The 21,988-nt window shown below is 61.6% G+C and carries 10 protein-coding genes; 4 read left to right on the top strand and 6 right to left on the bottom strand.

The genetic code is table 11. The annotated features are described in order from the left end of the window. Positions 1-220: 220 nt before the first annotated feature. The 4 genes from C6W88_RS08085 (at position 221) to C6W88_RS08070 (ending at position 12,042) form a co-directional block, all read left to right on the top strand. Positions 221-1,483, top strand: a complete 1,263-nt coding sequence (locus C6W88_RS08085) for a capsule polysaccharide biogenesis protein (protein ID WP_108132092.1) — start codon at positions 221-223, stop codon at positions 1,481-1,483. Between the two features lie 103 nt (positions 1,484-1,586). Continuing rightward, on the top strand, positions 1,587-3,200 hold the full coding sequence (locus C6W88_RS08080) for an LTA synthase family protein (RefSeq protein ID WP_108132091.1): 1,614 nt from the start codon (positions 1,587-1,589) through the stop codon (positions 3,198-3,200). Then, on the top strand, positions 3,197-10,702 hold the full coding sequence (locus C6W88_RS08075) for a type I polyketide synthase (protein WP_108132090.1): 7,506 nt from the start codon (positions 3,197-3,199) through the stop codon (positions 10,700-10,702). The genes C6W88_RS08080 and C6W88_RS08075 overlap by 4 nt, the downstream gene beginning before the upstream one ends. After that, positions 10,699-12,042 carry an aminotransferase class I/II-fold pyridoxal phosphate-dependent enzyme gene (locus C6W88_RS08070; RefSeq protein ID WP_108132089.1) on the top strand — a complete coding sequence of 448 codons (1,344 nt, stop codon included), beginning with the start codon at positions 10,699-10,701 and terminating at the stop codon, positions 12,040-12,042. The genes C6W88_RS08075 and C6W88_RS08070 overlap by 4 nt, the downstream gene beginning before the upstream one ends. 239 nt (positions 12,043-12,281) lie before the next feature. Here C6W88_RS08070 and C6W88_RS08065 read toward each other — a convergent pair whose 3' ends face one another. The 6 genes from C6W88_RS08065 to C6W88_RS08040 all read right to left on the bottom strand — a co-directional run bounded on the left by C6W88_RS08065 (position 12,282) and on the right by C6W88_RS08040 (position 21,954). Continuing rightward, positions 12,282-13,334, bottom strand: coding sequence for a glycosyltransferase family protein (locus tag C6W88_RS08065; RefSeq protein WP_108132088.1), 1,053 nt, complete (start codon positions 13,332-13,334; stop codon positions 12,282-12,284). A gap of 12 nt (positions 13,335-13,346) precedes the next feature. Beyond that, positions 13,347-15,881 carry a glycosyltransferase family 2 protein gene (locus C6W88_RS08060; RefSeq protein ID WP_197037089.1) on the bottom strand — a complete coding sequence of 845 codons (2,535 nt, stop codon included), beginning with the start codon at positions 15,879-15,881 and terminating at the stop codon, positions 13,347-13,349. 9 nt (positions 15,882-15,890) lie between these two features. Further along, entirely contained in the window at positions 15,891-16,856 is a 966-nt protein-coding gene (locus C6W88_RS08055; protein ID WP_045992418.1) for a sulfotransferase family 2 domain-containing protein, read from the bottom strand. A gap of 118 nt (positions 16,857-16,974) precedes the next feature. Further along, positions 16,975-18,165 (bottom strand): glycosyltransferase family 2 protein, encoded by a 1,191-nt coding sequence (locus C6W88_RS08050; RefSeq protein WP_045992419.1) that lies wholly within the window; start codon positions 18,163-18,165, stop codon positions 16,975-16,977. A gap of 2 nt (positions 18,166-18,167) precedes the next feature. Then, positions 18,168-19,094: a sulfotransferase gene (locus C6W88_RS08045; protein WP_108132086.1), complete on the bottom strand. Its 927-nt coding sequence runs from the start codon at positions 19,092-19,094 to the stop codon at positions 18,168-18,170. Between the two features lie 55 nt (positions 19,095-19,149). Next, positions 19,150-21,954 (bottom strand): glycosyltransferase family 2 protein, encoded by a 2,805-nt coding sequence (locus C6W88_RS08040; protein WP_108132085.1) that lies wholly within the window; start codon positions 21,952-21,954, stop codon positions 19,150-19,152. Between the last annotated feature and the right edge of the window lie 34 nt (positions 21,955-21,988).

Genomic DNA, 21,988 nt, shown 5'->3' with positions numbered 1-21,988 from the left:
TTCGTCAGCCGGACTCGGCGGGGCACGTGCTATGTTCCTCGTAACCTCTGAAAGACCCATTCAACTAATGCTTGGCAAATGATCTTGAGCGGTGCTTGAGAACGATCATTCCCCATGCTCCTCATTGCCACAGGAGCCCACCCGTCCGCATGATGGCATCTTCATTTCTTTTCCTGAGTCGACGCCCGGCGTCTCTTGTGCATGAGCGCGAGGTCTGAACATGGGCCCGTTCAAGGCGCGTCAGTTTCTGCTGCTTCAGGGGCCATGCTCTCCCTTCTTCACGCAACTGGCTCGCACCCTTGCTGACCAGGGACACGGTGTTCATGTGCTCGACCTGTGTGGTGGAGACCTGCTCTATCGTTGGCGCCTCGGGGGCCAACGCTACCGTGGCGACGCCGCCAGCTTTGGCGAACTGATCGATGACTTTCTCGGTCAACGGGGTATCTCCGACCTGGTGGTCTTCGGCGACCAGCGCCCTCTGCATCGGCTCGCTGTTCAGGCCGCAGAGCGTCAACGGCTGCGGGTCCATGTATTCGAGGAAGGCTACCTGCGTCCCCACTGGATCACCCTGGAGCCCCAGGGTGTCAACGGATGTTCCCGTTTTCCCAGGGACCCGGCCAGGGTCTTCGAGGCCGCCCATTGTCTTGGGCCGGCAGAGCCTCCCGTTCCTTGCATCAGTCCCTTCTTGACCCGTGCCACCCACGACGTGATCTACCATCTGGCAGGCGTCCTTAACCCTCTGCTGTTCCCGGGCTATCGCGGCCACGCCCCGGTCAGCGCTCCCCGGGAGTACGCCGCCTATGCGCAGCAACTGACGCGCAAACGCCTGCTGGCTGGCCTTGAAGCTAACCTCATCAAGGAATTTCTTTCGGCGCCAGCGCCCTACTTCGTGTTGTTGCTGCAACTGGACAGCGACGCCCAGATCCGCTGCCACTCGCCCTTTCCCGACATGGCCCGGGTACTCGAAGAAACCATGACGTCCTTTGCTCGCGACGCGCCGGCCCGGACACGTCTGTTGATCAAGAACCACCCTCTCGACCCCGGCCTCAGCGCACACCATCGTCGCGCTCGCCGACTGGCTCGGGAATTGGGTATCGACCGGCGGGTACTGTTCATCGAGGGCGGTGACCTCAATCACCTCCTGCCGAGCGCCACTGGCGCCATCACCGTCAACAGTACTTCCGGTTTCGTGGCCCTGGAGCACGGCTGTCCGTTGCTGACCCTGGGCGAAGCCATTTACACCATGCCCGGACTGGCGACAGGCCGGCAACGGGTCCCCGCGGGCTTCTGGCACGCTCCACCGGCACCGAACGCCGCCCTGTATCAGGCGCTCAGGACCACCCTGCTGCGAACCGTTCAGCTCAACGGCAGCTTCTACTGCCGCCTCGGTATTCGTCTCGGTGTGCACCACAGCGCCAGGCGACTCGTCGCCGAACGCTCTCCCCTGGAGGAGTTATTGTCATGCCTGCCCGCCGCCGCCTGACCCTTATGTTCCCTGTGCCAGATACGGCTTTGGCGGTTTCAGGGGCCGACTCGCGGCACGTCGTAGCTGCTCGGCTCGCTGGCCCGCTTCTTTCTGACCGCCGATGCTGACGTGGATCGCGTCCCGAGACCTGGCGTTCATCCTGTGCGTACTGGGACTCCCCCTCGGCACGGGACTAAGCCTCGCCATGGACGCCATAGGCTGTCGAGGCTTGGGCAACTGGCGCGACCGCCCTCTGGCCCCCTGGCTGGTCCATGCAGGCACCTGGGGGCTGTGCTACGTACTAGCCGTAGCGGTGCTGCAACGAGGTGCGCTGGCCCTGGCCACGGTGCTTACCCTGCAATGGGTGGTACAGCGCAGCCATCAGGCGAAGTGGCAGAGCCTGAAGGAGCCCTTCCTGGTGCAGGACTTCGAGTACTTCCTCGATGCCATCCGACATCCAAGGCTCTACCTGCCGTTCTTCGGTATCGGCCTGGCCCTAAGTGCCAGCCTCGCCGCCCTGATGGCGGTGTCGGCCTTCGTCTTCCTCGAACCCTGGCTGCTGGATCAGCTCTCCCTATCCTCCATGGCGCTGCTGCTGGGCGGCCTGGCACTGGGGCCAGCCATTGCTCTGGGGCTTGGCCTGCGGCGACTCCCGGCGGCCTCCCTGGTTCCGTGCCGAGACCACCACCACCTGGGACTGTGGAGCTGCTTCTGGGCCTACGCTCGCTTCCCCGATACCCCCATCGACACCACCCAGGCTCCAGCGCTCCTGCGCCAACCGCCATCACCAGTCGCCCAGGAGTCACTGCCACACCTGGTGATTGTCCAGGGCGAGTCGTTCTTCGATCCACGCCCCTGGTACGACCAGATACCCCGGGATGTGCTCGCCCACTGGGATCGCCTGAACGAGCAGTCCATCACCCACGGCTACCTCAAGGTGCCAGCCTGGGGCGCCAACACCATACGCAGCGAAACGGCCTTTCTGTGCGGGCTGGACGAGGATGCCCTGGGCATGCATCGCTTCAACCCCTATCGCCAACTGTCCCGCCAGCCGGTTCCCAGCCTGGCCAGCGCCTGCGCCCACATGGGTTACCGCACACTGGTGCTGCATCCCTACCCCGGTGACTTCTACCAGCGCGACCAGGTCATGCCTCGGCTGGGATTTCAGGCATTCGAGGACATCGAAAGCTTCAGGCATTGCCGTCGAGATGGCCCCTTCATCGCCGACGTCGAGCTCGCCAGGCGGGTCACACAAGCCCTGGATGATCCAGACCCGCGCCCACTGATGGTGTTCGTGATCACCATGGAAAGCCATGGCCCCTTTCTGCTGGAGCCAGCGCCCGATCCACTGCGCTGGCTCGCTGCCGACGCCTCGCGCCCCATGGCCGTGACCCACGAACTCGATATCTATCTCCATCACCTGGCCAATACCGACGCCATGCTCGGCGCCCTGGCGGCGACCCTCACCAGGCAATCGCGCCCGGGCCTGTTGTGCGCCTATGGCGACCACGTCCCTATCCTGTCTCCCAGCTATCGCTGGCACGGAGAGCCCGATGGAACAACGCCTTTCATGATCTGGAGCAACCGACCCCAGACCACACGACGGCCGGAGCCACCGTCCGACCTGTCGCAACTGGCCGAAGCACTGCTCCACTCCATCGGGTGCCAGACCACGACCGTCGCCACAGGCTTCCTCGGACGCTCCCTCCACCGCCATTGCAAGGAACCGCTATGACCAGGCGCGTCGCCATCATCGGAAACGCTACCCGCTTTCCTGGAGTCCCCGGAGAAACCCTGTGGCAGAGCCTGCTGGCGGGGCGGGATCTGGTCACAGAGGTGCATGCATCGCGCTGGGACTGGCGCCGGTTCTATCATCCCGACCGTCGTTCGCCCGGTACCAGCGTGACCTTCGCCGCCGGATCACTCGGCGACATCGGCGGCTTCGACGCCGACTTCTTCGGAATTTCTCCCAGGGAAGCGGCGACCATGGATCCCCAGCAGCGCCTGCTGCTGGAGCTGACCTGGGAAGCGCTCGAGCACGCGGGCGTCCCCCCCTCGCGCCTGCGCGGCAGCCGCTGCGGGGTCTATATCGGCATCTCCAGTCCTGACTTCGCCTATCGGCATACCGCCGACCTGGCCTCTCTGGGCAATCTGTTCGCCACCGGCAACACCTTCAGCATCGCCGCCAATCGGTTGTCTTACGTGTTCGATCTCAAGGGACCCAGCATGGCCATCGACACGGCCTGCTCGTCTTCCCTGGTAGCCTTTCATCAGGCCTGTCAGGCCATTCGCGCCGGTGAATGCGACACCGCCCTGACCGGCGGCGTCAGCCTGCACCTGCATCCCTTCGGCTTCGTCGCCTTCTCCAAGGCCGGCATGCTGTCGCCGCGAGGCCGTTGTCGCGTGTTCAGCGAAGACGCGGACGGCTACGTGCGCTCGGAAGGGGCCGGCATCTTCGTGCTCAAGGCGCTCGATCAGGCGCTCGCGGACGGCGACCCCATCCTCGCCGAAGTCGCCGCCAGCGGCACCAATACCGACGGACACAAGTCAGGACTCACGGTACCCAGCGCTCAGGCTCAGGCCCAACTGTTGACCGAGGTCTACGCCCGGGCGGGGATCGATCCCGACGGACTGGACTACCTGGAAGCCCATGGGACCGGCACCGCCGTCGGAGATCCCATCGAAGTCACCGCCATCGGCCAGGCCCTTGGGCGACATCGTCACCACCCATTGCCGATCGGCTCGGTCAAGAGCAACATCGGCCACCTGGAGACAGCGGCCGGCATCGCCGGACTCTACAAGGCGCTGGGTTGCCTGACCCAGCGCTTCGTCCCCGCCACCATCGGTTTCGACCGCCTCAACCCTGAGCTGCACCTCGACGAGGCCAATGTGGACGTGGTGCTGACACCGCGGACGCTTCCCGAAAGCGGCCCCTTGACCGTCGGTATCAACAGCTTCGGTTTCGGGGGGGCCAACGCCCACGTAGTGCTGACCACGCCGCCACCACCGTCACTGGTGCGATCGCGACCGACGCCACGAGTCTCTTTCGAGCAGCCGCTACCGCTGCTTGTCTCGGCCCACGACGAGGAAGCGCTGGCAGCACTGGCAAGTCGGCTAAGCGACTACCTCGAGACTCACCAGCCAGCCCTCGATGCCCTGACCTGGACCCTGGTTCACCACCGCGAGCGCCTAAACGAACAGGCGCTGACCCTGGTGCGGGACCATGACGAGGCCAAGGCGGCCCTGGACTCGCTGAAGGACACGACGACCGCTCCCCACAGCAGCGCCCCCAGGGTGTGGCGCCAGCAACGCCTGGATGCGCCCCAGGGACCGGTATTCGTCTACACCGGCAATGGATGCCAATGGTTTGGCATGGGGCGTGACCTGCTCTCGACCAGTCCCACCTTCGCCAATACCGTCGCGCGGGTGGATGAGCACTTCCTGCCCATCGCCGGCTTCTCGTTGCTCGACGTACTGGCCCGCAGCGATGATCCGGCCCTGCTCGAAGACACCGTGGTGGCCCAACCGGCGCTATTTGCGATTCAGGTCGGGATCACTGCCTGGCTTGACGAGGCAGGGGTCACCCCCACTGCGGTGGTCGGTCACAGCGTCGGTGAGGTCGCGGCGGGCTGGGCCTGCGGCGCACTGTCACTGGCTGAGGCGGTGACCGTGATTGCCCACCGCAGCCGCCTGCAGGGCAAGATCCGTCATCAGGGAGGCATGACCGCGGTGTCCTGCTCCGCTGACACCATCGCCACCTGGCTCGCACAGCCACGCTTCGCCGAGATTTCCCTGGCCGGGGACAACAGCGAAGGGAATGTCACGCTGGCGGGACCGTTGCCGGCGCTGGCCGAACTGGAAGACGCCTTGCGGGCCGCGGGCCATCGATACCTTCGCCTGGCGTTGGACTACCCATTCCACAGCCCACTGCTGGATGGCTTGAAGACCCCGCTGCTCGAGGCGCTTGCCGATCTGGACGGATCAATTCCACGCTTGCCGATGATCTCCACCGTCGAGGGTAGCGAGACCCACCGCCCCCTCGGCGCTGACTACTGGTGGCAAAACCTGCGGGCGCCTGTGCGCTTTCGCCAGGCCATCGAGTCGCTGATCGATCGCGGTGACTCGGTGCTGGTGGAAATCGGCGCCCATCCATTGTTGAAGCGATACATCGAGGAGCAGTGTCGCCTGCGGGGGCATCAGGTCCTGCATATCGCTACCCTGACACGCCAGGGCCGGGCCCTGGACGAACTCTCCGAAGCACGGGCACGCCTGTGGCTCAGTGGAGCGCTGGATGGCTTTTCCCCCTGGTTCGAGCGGCCCCTTGCCCCCATCGAACTCCCCGCCTACCCCTGGCAACGTCGCCACCACTGGACCCGCCCGAGTGGCCTGGGTCACAACCCGCTGGAGCAGCGTGACGAACATCCCCTGCTGGGGGCTCGCCAGGCCCCGGACGAGTCGACGTGGATCCAGCGCCTGAGTGTTGCAACGCAGCCCACTCTCGCGGATCACCGGGTCGGGGAGACCCCGGTGCTGGCCGCAGCGGCGCAGGTCGAGATGGTACTGGCCGCCGCTATTGCTTCGTCGCCAGACACCATTTTCGAAATCAACGACCTTGAGATCCTGGCGCCGTTGGTACTGGACGCCTCTGTGGGCAAGCTGGCGCGGCTCACCCTGGCCGACCAAGGGCGCGTCCAGTTGACGGTACGCGACCTCGACCCCGCAGCCGCCTGGCAGTTACACCTCAGCGCCCGCCTGGCCCCTGCCTGCCAGGGCAGTCTGCTGCGTTCGGCCCCTCCGCTTGTGCCGGCCAGTGAGGAGCACCTGGATGGCGAGACCTGGCTGGACAACAAGGCCTGCATAAACAGCGACGCCCACCTGGCGCTCGCCAGGTCGATGGGGCTCGACTACCGCGGCGAGTACCGTAGCCTGGGCCGGATCTGGTGCCAGGACGATGAAGCCATCGGCGAGTTCACCGTCAGTGAAGACACTCCTTGCTGGTGGTTGCCACCCGGTCTGCTGGATGGCGCCCTGCAACTGTGCCTGCCACTGATGAACAACGCTCAGACGCCGCCGACGCAGGGCTACCTGCCCGTGCGCCTGTCGCGCATGCAGTTCGACAAGGACGCCGGTCGACCGACCCACGCCCGCGCCGTCATTACGCGACGCTCGCCACACTCCTTCACCGCGGACCTTTGGCTGTACCGCAAACATCGTTGCGTTGCTGCCCTCGAGGAAGTCCGCTTCGCGACAACGCCACTGGCCCTGCCAACCTCCTCGTCCACCGAGTGGCTGACCACCCGCCTGACCCCGGCGCCACTGCTACCTACCCCCTTGGCCGAAGAAGGCAGGCGACTGGCCAATGCCCTTGCCGGCATCGTGTCAGGCCCAGTGGGGCGCGACCTCGAGGAGCTCAGCCTGCTGTTCGAGCGTCTCAACGTTGCCTGGCTCGAGGAGGCCTTCGTCGCCGCTCGGCCCGATATCGAAGGCGACGGCCGGGGCAACAATGAACTCTACCGTCGACTTCTGGCTCAGTACCCGACAGGCGCGACAGAGACCTCCTCGGAGGTGCAAGCGTCTCCTGCGGCGGTCGATATCTGGCGCCTGCTGCTGGCGGAGTACCCTCGGCAGTTCCCTCTGCTTGGCTCACTCGGGCGTTTTGGCCTGCATCTTCCCGGCCTGCTGGAGGGCTCGGTCGAGCACATCGAAGGGCTGACCCTCGACGCCGCTTCGCTGATCCCGGAAGCGTTGTGGCAGGCCCTGCACGACGAGGTTCTCGCCAGCGTTTCCCGGATCCTGTCGACGCTACCCTCGGCACAACGGCTGCACCTGGTCGAGGCGGGATGCGCGGCGCCTCGGTTGGGCGAGGCGTTGAGCCAGACACTGGACCCCGATCGCCTCATGGTGGACATCCTGCCCCCAGATGATGGCTCCCACCAACGCGCCCAACCGCTGATCGAAGCGTCCAACGGTGCCGCATCGCTACCCCCCTTCCATACCGCCCCCGGCGCCCAGCTGGCCTGGGTGGTGAGCACACCGACGGATCTCGAGGTCAGCATCGAGGCAATCGACAAGGCCACGGCGCGCCTGGCACCGCACGGGCAACTGCTGATACTCGCCCTGCCCCCTACAGGGTGGTGGCAAGCGCTGGGCTCCCTGCGTCCCGACGCCAGACCAGCCACTGTCGAGGCGATCTGCCGCCACCTGAGCCAGGCCGGGTTCAGCGTCGAGGCGCGCCCCCCGACAGAGGTCTCCCATCTTCCGACTCTGCTGAGTGCCGTGCCCTCGGCAAGCGCTCGCCCCACCACCGAGACAGGTTCGGCCGAGCCTCTTGCACAGCGCGACGCAGCCACCTTGCTGGTGGTGGATGCTGCCAGTCGTGCTCTGGGTGAGCGGCTTGTGCAACACATGCCATCGGGTGCTGCCCGCTGCGTAACATACGATGATCTCGAGTTGACGCTTGCCGCCCCGTCCTCGTTTGCGGAGGTCACCTCAGCGCGCGCCTCGAACGCTCAGCAAGCGCCGAGCGCCCGGAAAGTCGTCGCCCCGCAAGTTGTCGACCTGCGAGCCGCCGTACCGTCTCGGCAGACAGGCGGTGACCTCGAGACCCACCAGGCGGGCCTGGACGCCCTTGAGCGACTGGGTGACTGGGCAAGGACATTGGCGGATCGCCACGGGACGCTGGTCGTGGTGACTCGCGATGTCGCCGCGCTGTTCGGCGCTGATACCCCCGAGATCGACCTGTACCAGGCTGGCTTGTGGGGGGGCTGTCGCTCCCTCGACAACGAACTGCCGAACACCCGCGTACGGCTGGTCGACCTGGCCTCGGGAGAAGCGGCGTTGGTGGCCTTGGCGCAGGATCTGCATCACGACGATGGCGAGGATGAGGTGGTCATCGACCACCACGGACATCGCCGGGCACTGCGCGTGCGTCCTGTCGCCGACACACCGCCAGCGCTCACACCACCCCCCACGCCAGACCGAGTAGCGTCCAGGGTGACCCTGGAAATCGCTCATCCCGGTCAGCTCTCGCGCCTGCAGTGGCGAGCCCACCCGGCACGGTCGTCGCTCGCCAAGGACCAGGTCCGAGTAAAGGTCCTGGCCACGGGTCTGAACTTCCGTGACGTCATGTATGCTCTCGGCGTGCTCACCGATGAGGCGCTCGAGCAGGGCTTTTCCGGCGCCACCCTGGGGCTCGAGTTCTCCGGTATCGTCGAGGCGCTGGGCGAAGGGGTCACCCAGTTCGATATTGGTGACCCGGTGGTCGGGCTGGGGTCGGCCTGTTTCTCGAACCACCTGGAGGTCGACGCCGACTCGCTGGCCAGGGTGCCGACAGGTCTCGACCCGGTGGCCGCTGCCGGGTTGCCCACGGCGTTTCTCACCGCCTGGTACAGCCTCGAGCATCTGGCTCGGCTATCGCCCGGGGAACGGGTGCTGATACACGGCGCTGCCGGCGGTGTCGGTCTGGCTGCCGTACAGTTGGCCCGGTGGCGAGGCGCTGAAGTGCTGGCCACCGCCGGCAGCCCGCACAAGCGTGATCTGCTGACCCTGCTGGGTGCCGAGCGCTGCTACGACTCACGCAGCCTGGCCTTCGCCGAACAGATCCTCGCAGACACCGATGGCCAGGGTGTCGATGTGGTGCTCAACTCCCTGTCCGGCGACGCCATCCACCAGAACCTGCGTGTGCTGGCGCCTTTCGGGCGCTTTCTCGAGCTTGGCAAACGAGACTTCTACCAGGATACCCCGATGGGGCTGCGCCCCTTCCGTCACAACCTGAGCTACTTCGGCATCGACTCCGATCAACTGCTGTCACATCGTCCCGCGCTCGCCCGCCAACTGTTCCGACAGGTCATGGACCGTTTTGCCGAGGGCGCCTTCAGCGCCCTGCCCTATACCACCTTCACGACCACCAGAGTGGTCGAGGCCTTCCGCCATATGCAGCAGGCGCGGCATATCGGCAAGATCATCGTGACGCACCCTTCAGCCGCTGCCAGTCCGTCTCCTGACACACCCCGCACAGGCTCAGCCTCCAAGACCACCATGCACCCGCATGGCGGTCCGAGAAACACCACCAATAGCTCTACCAATCCGGCTTGCATGGCGCTGGATACCGAAGGCTGTTACCTGGTGAGCGGTGGGTTGTCCGGCCTGGGCCTGGCCAGTGCAGAGCGACTGGTGAGGCGCGGCGCTCGCCATCTGCTGCTGCTGAGTCGCTCGGGCGTCAGCAGCCCGGAGGCCAGTGCCGCTATCGCCGCCATGGAAAGACAGGGCGTCACGGTAGAAGCCCCAGCGCTGGACGTCACCGATGAGCAGGCGCTGGCTGGACTGATCGAGGAGTGCGGTTCCCGGCGCCCACCGCTGCGTGGCGTCATTCACGCCGCCGCCGTCATCGAAGACGGCCTCGCACGACAGCTGACTCGCGAGCAGCTGGACGCGGTACTGGGCCCCAAGCTGTTAGGCGCCATCCTGCTGGACCGCCTGACCCGCCATCACGACCTGCAGCACTTTGTGCTCTACTCCTCGGCCACCACCCTGTTCGGAAGCCCCGGGCAGTCCGCCTATGTGGCGGCCAACCTGGGCCTGGAAGCGCTGGCCGTGCGGCGCCGTCAGGCGGGGAAACCCGCCACCTGCCTGAGCCTTGGCATCATCGAGGACACCGGCTTTCTGGCTCGTCATCAGACCAGGCGTCAGGCCCTGTCCCAGCGTATGGGGGGTGGGCAGCTGAGCGCAGAGCAGGCGCTGGACGCGCTGGAGCAGGCACTCGAGACAGGCGTCAGCGACGCCGCCGTCATCGGTGCCATCGACCATGGCTTCATCCAGCGGCGCTTTATCGAGTTGCGCCAGAACTCCGGTGAAGCGGACCGACAGGCAAGTAGCAACGACGACCTCGATCTATCGGCGCTCGATGAATCGTCCCGCCGCAAGGCCGTCGAAGCCATCCTGCGTCGACAGTTGGCGAGCATCCTGATGCTGGACCCTGAACGCATCGACAGCGGGCGCCGGCTCTCCGAGTTCGGCTTCGATTCGCTGATGGCCGTCGAGCTGGTATCGGCCATCGAGACCCGGCTTGGCGTGAAGGTGTCCGCATTGGCCCTCGCCGACGCCGCGACCCTGCATCGCACCACCCAGTTGATCTGCGACCTGCTGGAAAGCCCCGAGCTCGATGCAACCGACGAACACGCTGCGCTGGCCTACCGCCACGCAGTCTCCCCTCCTGCTCCTGCACGGGAGGTGACATGAATCCCGACGACCGGAAGGCATTGAAAGACCGCCTGCTCAACCAGGCCAGGGCGATCGACAGCGCTCGTCATGCCCAGGCAACGCCCATCGACCGCGCTGTTTCAACGTCAGAGCACTACCCGCTGACCGAAACACTCGTCACAACCACCGACTTCCGCAGCCTCGAAGGCTATCGCCGCATCGCCATGATGAGGACGCTAGGGGACTCCCTCGGTATCACCAGCCCCTTCTTTCGCTGTCATCAGCGTAGGGCGGGGGCTAGCAGCCGACTCGGCGATCAGGACGTCATCAACTTTGCAAACTACGACTATCTCGGCCTGGCCGGCGATCGACGTGTCCTGGACGCCACCCATCAGGCGATCGAGTACTACGGCACCTCGGTATCGGCCAGTCGCATTGTCGCCGGCGAACGCCCCTTCCACGGGGCCCTGGAGCGTGAGCTGGCGCACTGCTACCAAAGTGACGATGCGCTCGCCTTCGTCAGCGGCCACGCTACCAATGTCTCCACCATCGCCATGCTGGTGGGCACCAGAGACCTGATCATCCACGACAGCCTGATCCACAACAGTGTGGTGGTGGGCGCCAGCGTATCCGGCGCCACTCGCATGAGTTTCCCCCACAACGATGCCCAAGCCCTGGATCGTCTGCTGTTCGACCATCGCGATCGCTTCGAGCGCGTACTGGTGGTAATCGAAGGCCACTACAGCATGGACGGTGACACCCCGGACCTGGCACGTTTCGTTGAGGTGAAGCGCAGGCACCACTGCTGGCTGATGGTGGATGAAGCCCACTCGCTTGGCGTGTTGGGGGCAACCGGGTTAGGTCTTCACCAGCATTGCCGAGTGGCTCCGGGAGATGTGGACATCTGGATGGGCACCCTGAGCAAATCCCTTGCCTCCTGCGGAGGCTATATCGCCGGGTGCCAAGCACTGGTGGATACGCTGCGCTACCTTGCGCCAGGGTTTCTCTACAGCGTCGGGCTGGCACCGCAACTGGCCGCACCAGCACGCCGCGCTCTGCAAGTGCTGCAGGAAGAGCCCTGGCGAACCGCCAGACTGACGCAGAACGCTCGACGTCTGCTGGACGGTATCCAGTCCCTGGGGCTGAATACCGGCAGCAGCGAGGGACATGCCATCGTGCCACTTATTCTCGGCAGCTCCGCCAGGGCAGCCAAGCTGTCCCATGCGTTGCTGGCGGCGGGTATCAATGTGCAACCCATCCTGCACCCTGCAGTGCCAGAACGTAGCGCTCGGCTGCGCTTCTTTGTCAGCTGCGAGCACCAGCCGGACCAGATCGATCAGACCCTGTCGGCCCTTGAAAGACTGACCAATACCGACTGATGCAGAGCCCCTTGCAGGCAGCCCAGCCACCAAGACAGATAGCGAGCGGCGGCCAAGGATGGGGAGAGGGAATAGGGATAGGGATAGGGATAGGGATAGGTACCAAGCTTCAATGAAATAACAGGAAGCAGGGCAAGATAAGGAAGAGAGAGTAAGAAAGGAAGGAAGTTAGGAAGGAAGGAGGTTAGAAAGGAAGGGGGAGGAAGGAGAGAAGAAAGTACCAATCACTGTTGTCTGTTTCAGCACTGACGCTCACCCCAGAAGGCATGGTGGTGGGCCGCACTGCCGATATCCCGGGCCTTTTCCAACGCCCGTTGGGCCATGCGATGGGTTTCCCGTGGAGACTCCAGCAACCGGACGAGGCAGCGCTGCCAATCCGCGGGATCATCATCGACCAGCAGTCCATCTTCCCCGTCGCTCACGATATTGCTGTAGGGGGCACGCCTGCTGAAGAGGCCCACACCACCCATGGCGGCAATCTCCAGAAACTTGATATGGGACTTGGCAGTGTTGAACGTTGTCGGCCACAAGGGAGCCAGCCCCAGGTGTAACCGCGATCCTTTCAAGTGCCTCAGATAGGTATGCCAGGCCATGGGGGCGAGCGCGCCCACACGATCATGCTCACGCAAGGATTGCGGAGTGTAGCGCCCCATTGCCACTTCCAGCATCAAACCAGAGTGGGCCTCGAGAACGCTGACCAGTGCCGAGCTGATTTGCTCCAGATCCCGCCGGTGGGCCCGCGTACCGTGGTAACCCAATCGCCATCCCTTCGATGTTGCCTCGGGGGTGGCCATCTCCGGGGAAAAAAGCAGCGCAGGGGCCAGCGTCACCACCCGGGAGTGGCGCGGCCTGATTCGTGCCGCCAGCTCCTCGTTTGGTACGACGACTTCGTCGGCCAGCGCCAGCAGCCTGGGCATAATCCGGCGCGACACCCACCCCATACGCTCACGATAGCCCGTCGGTAAGCCAGGGTCCCTGGCGGCAGCATCAAGATCATCATCCAGCAGGTAATGCACGCTGGCGACCTGAGCTCGGCGCGTCTCCAGCAGATCGATCCAGGCTTCGGACAAGCTTCGACAAACGATGATCTGTGCCCCTGCCAAGGTGCGATCCAGCCAGGGCCAGCACAGCAGAGGAGACGCCCACCGACGGGTATCAAGGCGAGTCACTGTCGCACCTGCATAGCGAAGCCAGGGCGCAGCCGTCGCCATGAAGTAGATGTCCTCGGTGGGCAGAGCCCCATCACTCAGCAACAGCCAGCGAGAACCACAAATGCCAGAACCCCGGGCCATGGTGAACGCCTCTCAACGCAGAGAAAAATCCTCGTGAACCAGCGTCAGATTGGGGTTGTAGGCCGGATCCCGATCAAGCTGCTCACCCCAGGTGTGGCGCATGTAGAGTACCTCTCCGATGGCCCTGGCACGCTTGCTGGCATTGTCATCGGCACCACGCGACTCGGATTCGTGGTGATAGAGTTCGGCGTCGGGCGTCCATACATTTCGATAACCCGCCTCCCGAACCTTTAGACACAGGTCCACATCATTGAAAGCGATCGGCAAATCTCGCGCGTTGAGGCCGCCCACCTGCCGATAGAGCGCCTTGCGGATCAACAAGCAGGCACCGGTCACCGCAGAGTAATTCTGCGCTAGCGCCAGGCGAGAAAAATACCCGTTGGCATGGCGGCTGAAGTACTTGTGAGCGTGGCCCGCAACGCCTCCGATACCCAACACGACACCGGCGTGCTGGATGGTATCGTTGGGATAATAGAGCTTGGCGCCGACACAACCGATGTCCGGCCGCACGACGTGCCGCACCATTTCCTCGAGCCACTCTTCGTTGATGGGTTCAATATCGTTATTGATAAGTCCGAGCACATCACCACGTGCGTGATACGCTCCGAAATTGTTGATGCCGGAATAGTTGAAGCGATGGTTCCAGGCCAGAATCCTGACCCGGGGGTCTCCCTTGCCGATCTCGGCCAGATAAGCCAGTGTCTCTTCGCATCGCGTCCCGTTGTCGAGGATCAGCACCTCAAGCCTGGAATAGCGGGTACGAGACAGGATCGCATCGACGCATGGTGCCAACAGATCGACACGATCACGCGTAGGGATCATCAGGCTGACCAGCGGGAGCGGATCCGGCAGAGGCCAGCGGACACGATAGGTATTGGGCAGGCGCCCAAGCTCGACGGTGGCGCCGGGGCTGCTTCGTGCCAGATGGTCGGCGACCGCTCGCAGCCCTGTACGGGACGTATAATCCTTGGCGTTGCTGGTCATCGCCGTGGAGCCGGGACTGGCACGCCAATGATAGAGAATCCTGGGAATATGGACGATGCGATCAGGCTCTGTGTGGGCACAGACTCTCAGGGCCAGATCATGGTCCTGGCTGCCCTCCAGCCCCTTGCGGAAACCTCCCAGTTGCCGTACCAGCGCGGTGTCGAAGACACTCAAGTGCGCCATGTAGTTCTGGGCCAGCAGCAGATCAGGATTGAAGCAGGGCTTGAAGTGAGGTTCGCAGCGCACACCACGCTGATCCACCTTGTCTTCGTCGCTGTACACCAGCACCGGTCGTGGTGAGCGACTCAGCGCCTCGGCGACATAGCTCAAGGCACACGGAGTCAGCAGGTCATCATGGTCCAGTAGCGCCACGTAGGGTCCAGCGGCCATGCTCAAGGCCGCGTTGGAGGCCTCACAGACATGGCCATTAGTTTTCTGGCGACGCAGAACTATTCGAGAATCGCGACCCTCAAATTGCTCCAGCAACGCTATGACTTCGCGGTTTCTGGAGGCGTCATCAACGATACAGAGTTGCCAATGATCATAGTCCTGGCGAAGCACAGACTCGAGACAGTCTTTCAGATGTTCCGGCGCAGGATCATGTACCGGCAGCAAGATCGACACAATCGGCCTGAACGTATTCGTCCTGGCTTCAACTGCGGTGTCCACACATGACTGCGCAGCTCGCTCGGCAGCAGCACAACGACGCTCGAGCGCCAGGCTACGGCGGCGTTCATCCTTGCCCCGCCACCCGTCAAGCCCACCACGAATCTCGTCCAGCTCAGCTCTTCTATTCCTGGAACGCCACCCACCTTCGAGCGCCGAGACCATAGAGGTCTTGTCGCAATCATCCGAACTACTATCCGAACTACTATCCGAACTACTATCTGAACTGCTATCCGAATTCTTATCCCATCCGCGCTCACGCAGCCATTGCACATAGCTTCGACCCGAGCAGAATCGTTCGAACGTTTCCTCGTAATCCGACAGGGCAAGGTCGCGCCAACAGGTGCCGTCCTGGAGGGCGCGGTGGCGAAGCACTCCCAACACTTCCTGCTTCGACACATCACGCCAGCGATGGTGCATATTGACCAGACGCTGGCTCAGGCGATCATGCGCGAACCAGGGGGAGAGCCAGACGACGCGAAAGTGGCGGATCGCAAAGTATCCCGGCGACTCCATCGGGTCGAATCTCAACCGGCGCAGTCGCCGCTTCACGTAGATCAACCGCTTGGTAATACGTCCACCCTTGAGCGGAAGGGTCAACGACTCGTCTTCACTGAAGCCTTCCCCCGTATCGAAGTAAAGCCTGACAGCAACGCTATGCTGGTCGTGGTCCAGGTCCAGCTCCACCATATGCCAGCCAGGCAACGGTAGGTGCCGACACAGCAGGAACTGGGGGTCTTCATCCAGCGACTCCCACTCCCAGTCCCCTCCACTCGCCTGCTGTCTCAGGCCATGATGAGGCTGCCAGTGTCGCTGCGGCTGAACGACCAGGTGGCACAGATCGAGAAGACCTTTCAGCCACGACCGTGTTCCGCCAGCTCGATTGGCACCTTCCATACCCGCCGCTCAGTTGCTGGCCACAGCGACTCGACGCGGCCCCGGCGGGAACCATTGTCCGGTCTCGGCAACACGACACTGGACCCTGTCACCCGCAGACAGATTCACCTTCAGCTGGAAGCCGACATAGCCACCACGGGGAAGCTTCAAGCGAGCCATGGACGGACGGAGCTGGGTGGCCGACACAGTGTCGCGATGTTCGTCATTGACCCAGACTTCGACGTCCACCGGGGTATCAGCACCACCTTCCCACCAGGCCCACCCACCCACCCGCTCGGCATCGAACTGCGTCAGTCGAGCGTGAGCAAAGGGGAGATTGTCGCGATAGAGCTGGATGCGCGATTCGAATAGCTTGCGACAACGCTCGTAGAGCGCCAGATCCAGCGGGTTGAGTTTGCGGAACTCCTGTTCATCCTCCGGCGCGATGTCATGCAATTCGCCCACCTGCGGCTTCCCCCGGTTGTCCTCACGCTGGGCGATATCGATGCCAAAGCGAGCATTGATCAACTCCAGGCTCTCCGAGTAACGTTCGGTCAAGCCGACCATCCCGATCGCCTCGACATCGACCCCCTTGAAGATGCTCGACTGGCGATCAAGCATCAGAGGAATCTTCATGAAGTCGCGGAAGCTGCCCTTGTACTGATGAATCCGCTGAAAGTGCGAATACTCGGAAGCCGCCCGCTGCAACGGTTCGCGAACAAAGGTCACCGCGCGATCGACGCCACACAGCGGGACATACTTGGCCGCGGTGACGTGTCCTGCCAGCATCATCGCCTGATTGTCCAGGCTCCTGCGATACAGGCGCCAAGGATCGGGGGACTCGCCATACATGCACTCGCGTGTCAGGACGCTGGTCTGAGATGCATCCTGGCCGTAGTCATAGACGATCTTGTCGAAGCCAAAGGCGCGCTCAGCACCGTGACGAAAACTGGTTCCCGCCGTCTTGGGTATATGTACGAAAAACAAGGGTTTCATGGTGGAGTCTCCTGACAAAAGCGCCGCAGGAATCAGTCCTGCGGCGCGGCGTGGCAAAAGGGATAGGGGAAGACGACACGGGATCCGGTGGCGGAGCCACCTCCACACTCCAGACGCGTCACGATGTGCCGACAACAAGATCACTCCCCCCCACCAGCACTGAAGCATTGGCATGGAGAGAAACGGTCACATGATCGCCTTCTTTCAAAGGCGCCGGATGCAGCCAGCGAAACCCGCAATAACCATCCACGGATTTGCCGGAACGTCGTAGATCGGGTCGATAGAACCCCACCCTTGCACGCCCCGCGTGAACACCATTGACGAAGATGTTCACTGCCAGACCACTGGCCTTGCCGTTGCGGTCCGTCACCCAACCACAGACTGCGTTGGCGTCAAAATGATCGATGGCTCCCACCAAAGGGCGATCTAGCACGGTGTGCTCTGCCAGACGCTGTTTCAGCGCCGACATCTCCCGAGCCAGGCGGGCAAGCTTGCCGGCCTGGAACTCATGAGCAACGTCGTTGATGTCGTAACGTCCGAAATATGCCTCGCCCTTGTCGAAGTTGGCGCCTCGCGTAGCACTCCCCCTCAATCGCTTGCGCGAGAACTCCTCACGCGACTTCACCGCGTAATGGTGAACCCGAAGCGGTCCCTGATGGATCGACCGCGTACGCCCACCACGTGGGTCCGACTCACCACTGCCGTCCGGCGAGCCAACGAAGTCCTCGATCACGTCCCCAGTGGCATCGACATATTTCCAGGCCGATACCAGGGTAGAGGAATGACAATAGGGCGCCTTGACATGGTCGACGCGTACCAGGCTCTTGGTGTGACAATCTGCGCTCGCGCCTGGTGCAGTGCCACAACGGGTGAAACGTTGCAGTACCGGTTCAGATCCCGCCTCTTCAAGCCCCGAGGAGCCGAAGCATTTCCAGTTCACACTGACGCTTCCCACATCACCCGACGCCACCAGCCTTTCCAACTCGCGACATTCCTCACCGTGACGCTGGCTTTCGTGCACAAGAAACTCATCGGCATCGAGAAACATGACGTAGTCATGCTTTCCCAGAGCCAGCCCAAGGATGCGACGATAGGCCAACTGCTGCGACCTGCGCTCAAGCACCGGCTGGTACAGCAGGCTGACCTCTCCCAGATCTGCCAGCGCTTCGAGCAAAGAGCGGGTGCCGTCGTCGGAACCGTTGTCGGCCAGAATGACATGCCCAAACCCGGCAAGCCGATGCCAAGCTACCCACTCAACAAGGTAATCCACCTCGTTGCGGACGATACCGGCAACACAGAACTTCGCCATCTCTAGCCCACCCTGACCGGAGAGTTGCCAAGATCGACAACGTCGTTCACCACTCTGGCTCTGACACTGGCGTCCTCGCTCAAGCTTTCACCGGCAGGAAGGGTGAAGGTGAAGCCACATGGCTCGTTCGCGGGAGCACCGCCACCGGGGCTCGGTTCGTTCGCCACCACCACACCCACGGACCGGTCATCAACAAAAACTTCTACCTCAGCATGCTGTTTCTTGTGTACATAGCGCGCCCAACCGCTGACACGTCGTGAATCACATGAAAGAAGCTTTCCCTGTGACTTGGTGATCCGGGTTGCCTCTATATAGTCTTCTGGTTCAGGATCGATAAAGGCCAGTGCCGTCTGGTGTTCCTCCTGCGAGGGAGAAATTCCGCAAAAGGACTCGAGAGTGGAAAGAAAGGCTTCGGGATAAGCACTGGCCTTTTCGTAGGAGACGAGCATGGCACGCGGAGACTTCTGCCTGACAAAGCGAAGCGTCTTTCTATATTGTGACAGCGCTCTGTCCATGCCCTCGGTAATTTCGGCCAACATGGAAATAGAATTCCGCTGCGCTATTGAAAGAATATCCTTGTAGATAAACACATACCTGGCATTCGGCAATAGAGCGTCTACTTCATCCAGATGATCGATGATGGAAGGTCGCTTCCAGCCCCAGCGGGCGTACCTGGTCTGGTACTCCTTCACAATCAAAGCTGTCTGAGCCATGTCCTGCTTTTCGAAAGCCTCGGAAAGTCTGACGTCTTCGTACACAGGGTGTGAGGCACGGTCGCCCATGAAGACGCCAAGCTTGGCCAACACGCCAGCGACCATCGAGGTCCCGCCTCGCGCGGTTCCAATGACGATGATAGGAGATGGTATCTTGTCATCCTGGTCCCCTATGACCACGACTCCCTTGTTGATCAAGGCATCATTCTTGGGCATGTCCCCTCCTGGGATACGTAATTTCTCCGAATACGACGACCCATCAAGAAAGCCATCAACGACCTCCGATGGAGAAGTCTTCTCGGCTTCTTGTGAGGCAAGGGCTGTAGCTGGGGTCGTGTTCGATTATTTTTCCCCAGGCCTTCTGCATGTAGTCTATCTCGGTGTTGAATCTGGCAACTTTTTCTGGATTATCTTCTGCTCCACGACTGATGGATTCGTGGTGATACAACTCAGCGTATGGGGTCCAGATATTACGGTACCCGGCATCGAGAACCTTCAGGCAGAAATCCACGTCGTTGAAAGCGACCTTGAGGTCCTGTTCGTTCAGGCCTCCGACTTCCTCATACACCGACTTTCTCACGAGCAGACACGCCGCTGTCACGGCAGATACAGACTGGACCACCTTCAAACGGTTGAAATAACCGCCGGACGCTCGAGGAAAGTGCTTGTGAGAGTGCCCTGCAACTCCGCCAAGCCCCACGATGACGCCTGCGTGCTGAATGGTGTCATTCCCATAGTATAGTTTTGCGCCGACACAGCCGACATCCTCGCGACAGGCATGAGAAACCATCTCCCCGAGCCAGTCTCCATTGATCACTTCAACATCATTATTTACCAAACCAATGATGCTTCCCTTGGCATGCTCTGCACCAAAATTATTGATAGCTGAGTAGTTGAAGGGGTGGTCGTACCTGAGAACGCTTACCCTGGAGTCTTCAGCCTGAATTTTTTCAAAAAATTCATGCGTCTCAGGCTCGACACTGCCATTATCAAGGAGAATAATTTCGTAATCTGTATAACGTGACTTCTCCAGGATGCTGCGCACTGCCAGCTCTGTGACGTCCTTCTTGTCTCTCGTAGGAATCAACATGCTCACCAACGGTGCCGGCTCAGGAATAGGCCAACGCACACGATAGGTATTTCCCACAATACCCTGCTCTACGATCGCACGCCCATCTGCTATTCCTTCAATATGGTCTTTCAGCGCCTTTACACCAGCTGAGGTCGTATAATCCTTGCCCTCTTCAGCCAGTGCTGTCGAACCCTCGATAGCGCGCCAGTGATAGAGAACTCTGGGAACGTGGGAAATTGAGCCAGCGGTCAGGTGTGGTATGCAACGCAGCACCAGATCATAGTCTTGCGATCCCTCTACCCCGACTCGAAAACCCCCAATTTTCTCGATCAACGAACGTCGGTATACGCCAAGATGAGAAACATAGTTTTGCGAATAGAGAAGGTCGATGTTCCAGTCTGGCTTGAAGTGAGGCTCGCAGCGCATGCCCTGAACATCGATCTTGTCTTCATCACTGTAGATCAACTGGGCATCGGGATTCTTTTCCAGCTCTTTTGCAATAAAGTACAACGCATCTTTGGTCAATTCATCATCGTGATCGAGCAATGCCAGATAGTCACCAGTGGCCATCGACAGGGCGTCATTAGTTGTCTTGGAAATATGCCCATTATCCGGCCGAAAATGTATTTTTACGCGTTTATCCTTGCTGGCATAGTGCCTAAGGACTTTTTCGACATGTGGTGATGGAGAGGCATCATCCACAAGGCAAAGCTCCCAGTGGGGATAAGACTGTGCGATGACCGAGTCGATGCAAGCTTTCAGAAGCGTTTCATCGGTATTGTAAACCGGCACCAACACCGAAATTATTGCAGGACTCTCAAGGCCCTCAAGATAGCCGCGGATGGTTTCAGAGCTCGGCAGGCCATTGACTTCTACCTCATCTATCCATTTCTGGTAGGACAGTTCGGCCTCGTTGACGATAAAGGTTTCCGCGTACTCTTCGAGAAGACGGGTCTCGCGTGCGGCCTCGTCCTCGGCATCCGCCAACTCGGCTTTCTTTGCCGTCCCGTCGCCTTCATCCGTTTCCGGAGCAGACCTACCCACTCCCGCAAGGACCTCGGCCTTTTTCAAGTTCGTGTACTCAGGAGCAGTCTCGACAAGACGCCCGGCAATCGCATCCCAAGCCTCTTCAGCATCGACATTGTCGATGCATAGTCGCTCCAGACGGAAGCTTCCTTCCCGCTCCCATGGGTCAAAGCGTATGTTGACAATACTTCGCTCAAGCTGAATCACCCTTGTCGCCAGTTTCCCTGACTGGAAGGGTATGGGATAGGCGTGGGTTTCACTGAAGCCCTCTCCATGATCGATATATAGCTTGGCGACCTGCTGCTGATATTCGCCACTGAGAACGAATTCGATACGACACCACCCAGGCTCGATGACTCGACCTCGGCGATGACGAACGACGAAGGCCGGATCGGTACCGTGGGAACGCCAATGGAACTCCCCTTCCAGGCGGCGCTCGAGCTGCTGGGCAGCGGCAAGCGTAAATTCACAGCCTTCGCAGCACTTCAGATATCCATCCAGCCCCGACCAGGGGTGCGGGATCTGTGGCGTCTCGATCTTTTTCAGCACCGGATCCTCCAACCGGAACTCTCCAGGTCGAGTCATCGGGTCCAGCCGCAATGCCTGTGTTCCCATCGGCAAGTAAATGACCAGGCTCTGGTGGCCGCTCTTTTCCACATGACGGGCCCACACGATATCTGCCTGGAAACCATCGCCATAATCAATATAGAGACACTGATCCACTGCCTGAGTCGCCGAAAAGTCGTATTCGAGACTGAACCATCCACCTTGGCGAAGCACAGCGGGATTGATCGGGGTGAGCAGGAACTGTGGATCTCCTCCGCGAGATACCCAGACCACCTTGTTATTGCGGGTCATCAGCTCCAGTTCATGGATCGGCAGCAAGTCCATGCGGGAGCATTTTTTGATGTACTTGTGATACAACCCACCGAGATCTCTCAGCGGTTTGGTCGCTCGCCAACTGAAGGAAGTCTGCATTCGCCTCAGGCGTGCCGACAACGCCAGTGTAGCC

The sequence above is a fragment of the Halomonas litopenaei genome (assembly GCF_003045775.1).
Classification (GTDB): domain Bacteria; phylum Pseudomonadota; class Gammaproteobacteria; order Pseudomonadales; family Halomonadaceae; genus Halomonas; species Halomonas litopenaei.
Note: the sequence above shows the minus strand (reverse complement) of the source record. Positions and strands in the feature narration are given on the sequence as shown.